Raw genomic sequence first — 7,850 nt, 5'->3', positions numbered from 1 at the left:
CGGGAAGGGACCAGCGATGGCAGCATAGCTCACGCTGCCCCAATATTTTTTATGCTCTCCTTGTTCAGCCATATCGACTTTGCTTTCACTGTAGTTGCCTGATAACAGTGCTGTCAGCGATGCGGCGAAGTTTCTGGCTTTCTCCTGCGGGATCGTTGAGACCACTCGCATCTCGCCATAACGACTGCGTTTGCGAATGATCCTGTGCCCCAGAAAGATAAAGCCGTCATTAACATGGGTGATTTTAGTCTTATCCATGTTCAGCCTGAGTTTCAGACTGCCTTCGAGCACACCCCGACACTCCTCCCTGATGGCTTCCGCCTGTGCTTTGGTGCCTTTGACGATGAGGACAAAATCATCGGCATAGCGGCAGTACGCCACCGCGGGTTTCCACTGCCAGTTTTCTCTGACCGCCGTACTTCGGCCCCGTTGGATACTGTTATTCCAGTACCACCGATCTTTTCTGGCTTTCCCGCTCAGGTAGCGCTCATGCAGGTATTGATCGAACTCATTCAGCATGATGTTCGATAATAGCGGCGATATAACACCGCCCTGTGGTACACCTTCACTGGCCGCCCGAAAGAGACCGACATCGATATGTCCCGCCTTGATGGTTTTCCACAGCAGAGTCATGAAACGTGCGTCACTGATCCTGCGGCGTACAGCCTTCATCAGCAGTCGATGATGTACGGTGTCGAAGTAACTGGACAGGTCGCCTTCAATCACCCAGCGTCCCCGGGTTTCACCACAGTCTGTGAGCTGTAATTTCACCGTGCGGATCGCGTGGTGGACACTGCGCTCAGGCCGGAAGCCATATGAGAGCGTATGAAAATCACTCTCCCATATCGGCTCCATCGCCATCAGCATGGCCCGCTGAACAATACGATCCCGCAACGCGGGGATACCCAGTGGTCGCAGTTTGCCGTTGCTTTTAGGGATGTAAACCCGTCTGGCGGGCAAGGGCTGGTAGTGGCCTGAGAGTAATTCATCCCTGAGGATTTGCAGCTCAACAGCCAGTCTGGCCTGTAGCATTGTTTTGTTCACGCCATCAACGCCGGGGGTATGGGCCCCCTTTGATGAAAGCGTGATCCGCGCCGCTTCAGCCAGCCATTCTGGTTGTGTTATCAGACGCAGCAGCCGTTGAATCCGTAGGGACGGATCGGTGGCTGCCCATGTGGCAAGCTTGCGTTGCATTTCGCTGATTATCAAAGGTCTTCACCTCGTTAGGTCAGTTAATTCACGTCGCAAACACATTCAAACTGCTTCCCTTCGCCATGTAATGGGCTTTCCCCATCGCGGACTACTACGGAAGCTCCGCCAGCCAGCGCGTCATCGGAGCCATGCCCCCTTAACATCCGTCGCTGACCTTCCCCGGTTTACCTGCCTGGACTCAGGCATACTGAGGAGGCTGCCCGTCGCACTCTTTATCCTTGCTTGCCGCAAGTTGGCAGAAGTCAGCAACGCAAGCGTGATAGACGCTGCTGCCCCGGTGTTTCGCATACATGTCAAAACACCTTCGACCGGCAGTGCTTACGTATCACTGCCAGTTCCTCCTGCACGGCCTGTCAGATCACGTAGGCCGTGGTGACGTTTTCAACCCACAGAGGCGGATTAACGGGTTCATGTTCTTCAGCCTTTCAGTACTTAACCTTGAGGATCATCTCGGCTTAGTGATCTCGCCTCAATCCCCGTTGTCAGCGGGTTACATCACCCTGCGGGCATGCCGCAGGTCACTGCCGCTCAGGTTCTCCACCGTCACACCCGGTGGGATTGTTGGGTTTCTCATCGTGAGTTACCGGTTCAATATTCCAGACAGACTCGCGGTTCATTTAAGCATCCATGCCCGCCCTGAACTCCGGGCACACTATAGGTCACATCACCGCACCACACCTGATTTGGTTCCGTTACGGCGAACTGTCGCTCAAGATGATTCGGGATAGCAACGTGCTCATGACCGCCACGCTTATACCGGTGAGTCGGCTGCTGGCAACTGACCAGCCCCAGCTCTTTCATGAGTCTGCCAGCAAGCCAGCGCCCCATCTGGTAACCTCTCCGGGTTGCCATTGTGGCGATGCTTCTTGCTCCGGCAGAGCCGTGGCTGATGCCATGCAGTTCAAGTACCTGACTGCGTAATACAGCCCGTCTGCCGTCTGGCTTTTCAGGACGGTTTTTCCAGTATTTGTAGCTGCTGCGATGAACCCCGAACACATGGCAGAGAGTGGCCACAGGATAACGCGCCCTGAGTTTCCCGATTATCGAGAACTGTTCAGGGAGTCTGACATCAAGAGCGCGGTAGCCTTTTTTAATATTTCATTTTCCATTTCAATACGTTGTAGCTTTTTCCTGAGCTCACGGATTTCAATTTGTTCCGGGGTAATGGGGGAGGCTTTTGGTGTTTTGCCCTGCCGTTCATCACGTAATTGTTTCACCCATCGCGTCATTGTGGAAAGGCCGACATCCATAGCGCTGGCTGCATCTGCCACGGTGTAGTTCTGGTCAACGACCAGTTGAGCGGATTCGCGTTTAAACTCTGCGCTGAAATTTCTTTTTTTCATTATGACACCTGTGTTGTTCTGAGGTGAGCATATCACCTCTGTTCAGGTGGCCAAATTCAGTAAACCACTTCAAGCCCCAGACCAATCTACATAGGTCAACTATGGGTAATACCCCAGGTTTCAACCTAAAGTAGTTCTTGTGTGGGAAACAGTCCAAGCTTAATGGGGGCTTATCCTGCCTCACCTTTTACAGCTATCAATCACATTAATGATGTTCAGAAAGGCCCTCATTGCCCTAAAGAAAAAAAATGCAGCCATGAAAATAAGGAATAATTGAGATACAACTCCTGCTAAATCATGGTTGCTACCAGCCACTGATAGCAACGTAAATAGTAATGCAAGCGAAAAATGTAAGGCGATTGTAGTATTTGAATTCATGTATATCCCCTTATGTATAGGACTGAGGCCATCCGCAAATTTTCACTATCGCGAAGTTGTTGCCTCGATATAAAAGGTGTTACCACCCTGAACAAGATAACAAGATAACAAGATAACAAGATAACAAGATAACAAGATAACAAGATAACAAGATAACAAGATGTTATCGTTGTTTCGCTTCTGCGATTAATCTGGATATCTCTGTTTTTGATAAACTTTTTAGTGCCTCTACCGCTGCCCTGACTACGTCAGAACGATTCACTCTGCTTTTACCTGAAATCATTTCACCCGTTATAAGATCATCAATGTCTTTTAAGTTTTCTTCAAAAAAGGAAATGCTCACTGGTTTTGCTTTACTTACAGCCAATGGTCTCTCTGAAGTCACTTTGGTATTATCAATACCAGCAGTACCACCGTTAATAAACGCTGCCTCATCACGAGATGGAGTATTTGCTCTATTTCTCACAGAATAACCTCTTTAACTAACGATTCGATTTCTTGTTGTGCTTTGTCATTTTGCGTTTCAAAAATTGTCATTGATTCTGCCCAGGCATCTCGATGCGCTTTTCGATCACAAACTCGGGAGCTAGCCAGACACATTTCAGGATAATCCTTGAGTACGTCAGCTGCCTGATTTGCTTCATTGACAAACATGTTCGTGGGCGTCATGTTTAAAACGAGATATCCCCGGACGTCCTCATTAAAATCTTTTGCTGCTGTAAAAACAGAGCATGTATGAGGCACTACATCCAGGTCCATCTGAGAAGGCCGCAACGGAGAAATGAATACGTCAGCGGCCATCAACCCACTACGCATTTCTGCACTGTCGCGGCCAGCACAGTCTGCGATGACAAAGTCATAAGATTTCTCGTGTTCCTTTAGCATGGCTTTGATGTTGCCTGTTGCGCCAGTAACCGGAATATGGGGAAGATCTTCAGGACGATTGTTGTACCAGGTCAATACAGATTTCTGGTCATCTGCGTCGACAATGATCACTCTATTGCCCAGTGACATCAGATACGCAGCTATAGATACCGCCAGTGTACTTTTACCAACCCCACCCTTTTGACTACCCAATACTATTATCATCATAGCCTCATATTAAGTTGTTAAGTTAACAACTTAATATTGCCAAACAGGCGACAATATTGCAATGCCTTTATTAAGTTAATATCTTGTTAAGTTGTTAACTACATGATTTATAATTGAATTATCTTTGAATCTTAACAAATTAGTAAGATGTTAGGATAACAATATAACAAGATAACAAGATAACAAGATAACAGGATAACAAGATGGCAAAGTGGTGCCTTTATCCGAAATCCCCATAGAACCACATAATGCGGCTTTCAACTCCAGGCTACCTTTAGGGAGGGTAGTATCAACCAGTTATGACCGCGTGAAGCAAAAAGTGGGGCGTAGTGGGAAGCCTTTGAATCTTCGGTGTGTCGAAGTGGGGAGTCGGTGAGACAAATTTGGTAAAAGGTGGTGAGAAGCGGGATAGCTTCTCACTTCTATCCAAAAAGGTGTGTTGAAGTGGGAAGGTGCGTAAGTATATACAGATAAAAACACACATTTAACAGGTTCTCATCCCGCTACAACACACCTATTAAGACGTTTAAGGCGAGGCTTCCCCCTACAACACACCTATCAAGATGTTTAAGAAGAGACCTCCCGTTTCAACACACCTTAATCGCGTTGCTTTCCCGTTTTGACACACCTTATACAGCTGTTCCTGGTTTCAGATTTGCTGAGCGACGGTGGATCAGAATGAAAGTCTCTTTACCTTTTTTGGTGATGCTGTGGTCAAGGTACCCAATATCCTGCAACTGCTTGAGGGCCAGTTTAATGATACGGTTCTGTTCCTTTACCGGAGAGAGCAATGAGAGCCTGTCTCGTATTCGTTTGAAAGATATGGGGACTGGGTTCGTAGGCAGGCTTTCGATGAAAGTATACAGGGCCTGAGCTGCTTCCTTTCGGGTTAAAGCGTTTATCGGTTTATGTCGTAGCAGAACAGTGTAATCAGTTTGGTAGAGTTCCCATAGTCGCTGATCAGCTTCAAGTTCCACCTGGTCGTTTGCAAAATCCAGTTCACCTGTCTTAAGCAAACCTGTTACGGAAACTTTTTGAAGGCCCTCTGAGTCGCTACGGGTAAAGGTAATGGTCTTGCCACGTATCCTGGTCAAAGCTTCTGAAATACTTTTTCTAAGACGGGAATCGAATCTCTTAGACTCAAAGCGGCACATTCCAGCAAACTCATGAAAAGTAAGCTTAATGCTGTTGGTTTTTAAACCGTACTTACTGAAAGCTTCTATGATACCGACCCATACCTTGAAGTCGATGGCCATACTCAACCGTTCACCGGTTATACGAATATCGTCGTACCCCTCCCGCCTTGAGAATTCCAGATCCTTGAGAACAGAGGTCGCATCGATTGATGTTCTGGTGCCCTTTGCAGGCCTGCTTGAAGGAACAAAAACATTTAATCTCATCAGGGCTACAGGCTGAACTGTGGCCTTACTTGTGACGGTGAGTTTATTGTTAACACTTTCACAATCTGGACCTATAACCTCGCCGATATAAACATTCTCATTCATATAGTTATATCCATTCATAGCATATGATCGATATGTGCCTAAATATTAACTATTTCCCGTTTCGACACACCTTTCTTCCCGATTCTACCCACCCTTACCCCGTTTTGACACACCTTTTTCCCGCTTCAGAACACCTTTTTCCCACTACGACACACCTGAAATCGCTACGAAGCCCGTAAACAAAGGTTTTGCCGCTAAAGGGATCAGTTTGGATCTATTTGGATAACTAAGGGTAAGTTATTGGATCTACTCAAAGGATATGTGGATAACTCATTATGGAATCTATAGAACTTAAGTGCGTAAGGTGCTTTAAAAGGCTTCAGCTCCCCTGGTGCTTCCTCGCTCACTCGCGGGCTTCGCCCTGTCGTTCGGCTGCGGCGAGCACTGCTGGCTCTCTCTGAAAGGCAAAATTTAACCGATCCTCGCAACGGGGATATCTCTCCAGCGAGTGGTGTACGCAGGGGAGAGCATATCGCGTTTCATTTGCCAGGATGGCGCAATTCCTCTACCGGCAAACCATACTTTACACAGCCCTGAGTTGTTGATCCCGTCCAGAACCCTCATCAGCTCAGCACTGTGAGGGCGTGGCGGGCGTTCGTCAAACAGCTGCAGCTGCGAAACGCCGGAGCCGGTGAAGTCATTCAGCATAACTCCGGCTTTGGCATACCGGTGCCCATCCCTCCAGATACGCTCCAGAGCCGTTGTGGCGGCTGCAATGATGTCCCTGGTGTCCTGAGTGGGTGTAAGCAGTTTTTCCGTAGCCACGTTGCCGTAGTAAGGCTCTTTAATGGCGAACGGAGACGTTTTGATGAAAACGGAAATATGCCGGCAATACTGGTGCTCTTTACGCAGTTTTTCAGAGGCCCGCTCTGCGTGCTGACAGATAGCCTGACGGAGTGACTCGTACTCCGTGATCTTCACGCCAAAACTGCGGCTGCAGACAATTTGCTGTTTCGTCGGAGGGGCTTCCTCAAGCGAAAGGCAGCTTTCCCCGTTCAGTTCCCGTACCGTTCGCTCAAGGACCACAGAAAAATTTTGGCACTGTTGCAAAGTTAGCGATGAGGCAGTGACCTGCCCCCAGAGTTAGATACAACCGTCAGTTAGTAAGGTCGGTTTGTTTACCTTCACATTTTCCATTTCGCCACCGTGCTGCAAACTCTGATGGCGTCTGATAATTCAGTGCTGAATGTGGACGACACTCGTTATAATCCTGCCGCCAGTCATTAATGATTTTCCTTGCGTGAACGATATTGCTGAACCAGTGCTCATTCAGGCATTCATCGCGAAATCGTCCGTTAAAGCTCTCAATAAATCCGTTCTGCGTTGGCTTGCCCGGCTGGATTAAGCGCAACTCAACACCATGCTCAAAGGCCCATTGATCCAGTGCACGGCAAGTGAACTCCGGCCCCTGGTCAGTTCTTATCGTCGCCGGATAGCCTCGAAACAGTGCAATGCTGTCCAGAATACGCGAGACCTGAACGCCTGAAATCCCAAAGGCAACAGTGACCGTCAGGCATTCCTTTGTGAAATCATCGACGCAGGTAAGACACTTGATCCTGCGACCGGTGGAAAGTGCGTCCATGACGAAATCCATCGACCAGGTCAGATTGGGCGCCGCCGGACGGAGCAGCGGCAGACGTTCTGTTGCCAGCCCTTTACGACGTCTTCTGCGTTTTACGCCCAGGCCACTGAGGTGATAAAGCCGGTACACGCGCTTATGATTAACATGAAGCCCTTCACGGCGCAGCAACTGCCAAATACGACGGTAGCCAAAACGCCTGCGCTCCAGTGCCAGCTCAGTGATGCGCCCTGATAAATGCGCATCAGCAGCCGGACGGTGAGCCTCATAGCGGCAGGTCGACAGGGATAAACCTGTAAGCCTGCAGGCACGACGTTGCGACAGACCGGTCGCATCACACATCAGCATCACGGCTTCCCGCTTCTGGTCTGTCGTCAGTACTTTCGCCCAAGAGCCACCTGAAGCGCCTCTTTATCCAGCATGGCTTCGGCAAGCAGCTTCTTGAGTCTGGCGTTCTCTTCCTCAAGCGACTTCAGGCGCTTAACTTCAGGCACCTCCATACCGCCATACTTCTTACGCCAGGTGTAAAACGTGGCATCGGAAATGGCATGCTTGCGGCAGAGTTCACGGGCGGGTACCCCAGCTTCGGCTTCGCGGAGAATACAGATGATCTGTTCGTCGGAAAAACGCTTCTTCATGGGGATGTCCTCATGTGGCTTATGAAGACATTACTAACATCGGGGTGTACTAATCAACGGGGAGCAGGTCAGCAGCGTTTTGTCTTATTCAAAGGCCTTACAT

The 7,850-nt window shown here is 48.9% G+C and carries 5 protein-coding genes and 2 pseudogenes; all 7 read right to left on the bottom strand.

Annotated features, from left to right (window positions below; genetic code table 11):
- Nucleotides 1–1,194 (bottom strand): group II intron reverse transcriptase/maturase (gene ltrA / locus ACOTX7_RS23395; protein ID WP_421626169.1); only part of this gene is annotated, 1,194 nt, incomplete at its 3' end.
- Nucleotides 1,195–1,866: 672 nt separating this feature from the next.
- Nucleotides 1,867–2,555, bottom strand: a pseudogene (locus ACOTX7_RS23390) (IS3-like element ISEc52 family transposase); the annotation flags it as partial.
- A gap of 541 nt (nucleotides 2,556–3,096) precedes the next feature.
- Entirely contained in the window at nucleotides 3,097–3,399 is a 303-nt protein-coding gene (locus ACOTX7_RS23385) for a hypothetical protein (protein WP_004197636.1), read from the bottom strand.
- Nucleotides 3,396–4,022, bottom strand: coding sequence for a ParA family plasmid-partitioning AAA ATPase (locus ACOTX7_RS23380; RefSeq protein ID WP_004098977.1), 627 nt, complete (start codon nucleotides 4,020–4,022; stop codon nucleotides 3,396–3,398). The genes ACOTX7_RS23385 and ACOTX7_RS23380 overlap by 4 nt, the downstream gene beginning before the upstream one ends.
- Nucleotides 4,023–4,654: 632 nt before the next feature.
- Nucleotides 4,655–5,530: a RepB family plasmid replication initiator protein gene (locus ACOTX7_RS23375; RefSeq protein WP_004098982.1), complete on the bottom strand. Its 876-nt coding sequence runs from the start codon at nucleotides 5,528–5,530 to the stop codon at nucleotides 4,655–4,657.
- Between the two features lie 411 nt (nucleotides 5,531–5,941).
- Nucleotides 5,942–6,568, bottom strand: a pseudogene (locus ACOTX7_RS23370) (DUF4113 domain-containing protein); the annotation flags it as partial.
- Between the two features lie 58 nt (nucleotides 6,569–6,626).
- Nucleotides 6,627–7,747 (bottom strand): IS3 family transposase gene (locus ACOTX7_RS23365; protein WP_087759376.1). Its coding sequence is split into 2 segments (ribosomal slippage): nucleotides 6,627–7,489 and nucleotides 7,489–7,747, totalling 1,122 coding nucleotides; the frame shifts between segments, so codons are not numbered across the junction.
- Nucleotides 7,748–7,850: the final 103 nt, after the last annotated feature.

This window comes from Enterobacter cloacae complex sp. IR5418 (assembly GCF_049238105.1).
GTDB lineage: Bacteria > Pseudomonadota > Gammaproteobacteria > Enterobacterales > Enterobacteriaceae > Enterobacter > Enterobacter hormaechei.
The sequence above is the reverse complement of the archived record's forward strand: the minus strand, read 5'-3'. Positions and strand labels throughout refer to the sequence as shown.

What these genes read in the sequence shown, in the direction of transcription:
- ACOTX7_RS23375 (WP_004098982.1), bottom strand. Translation starts at nt 5,530, where the DNA reads ATGAATGAGAATGTTTATATCGGCGAGGTTATAGGTCCAGATTGTGAA.
- ACOTX7_RS23380 (WP_004098977.1), bottom strand. Translation starts at nt 4,022, where the DNA reads ATGATAATAGTATTGGGTAGTCAAAAGGGTGGGGTTGGTAAAAGTACA.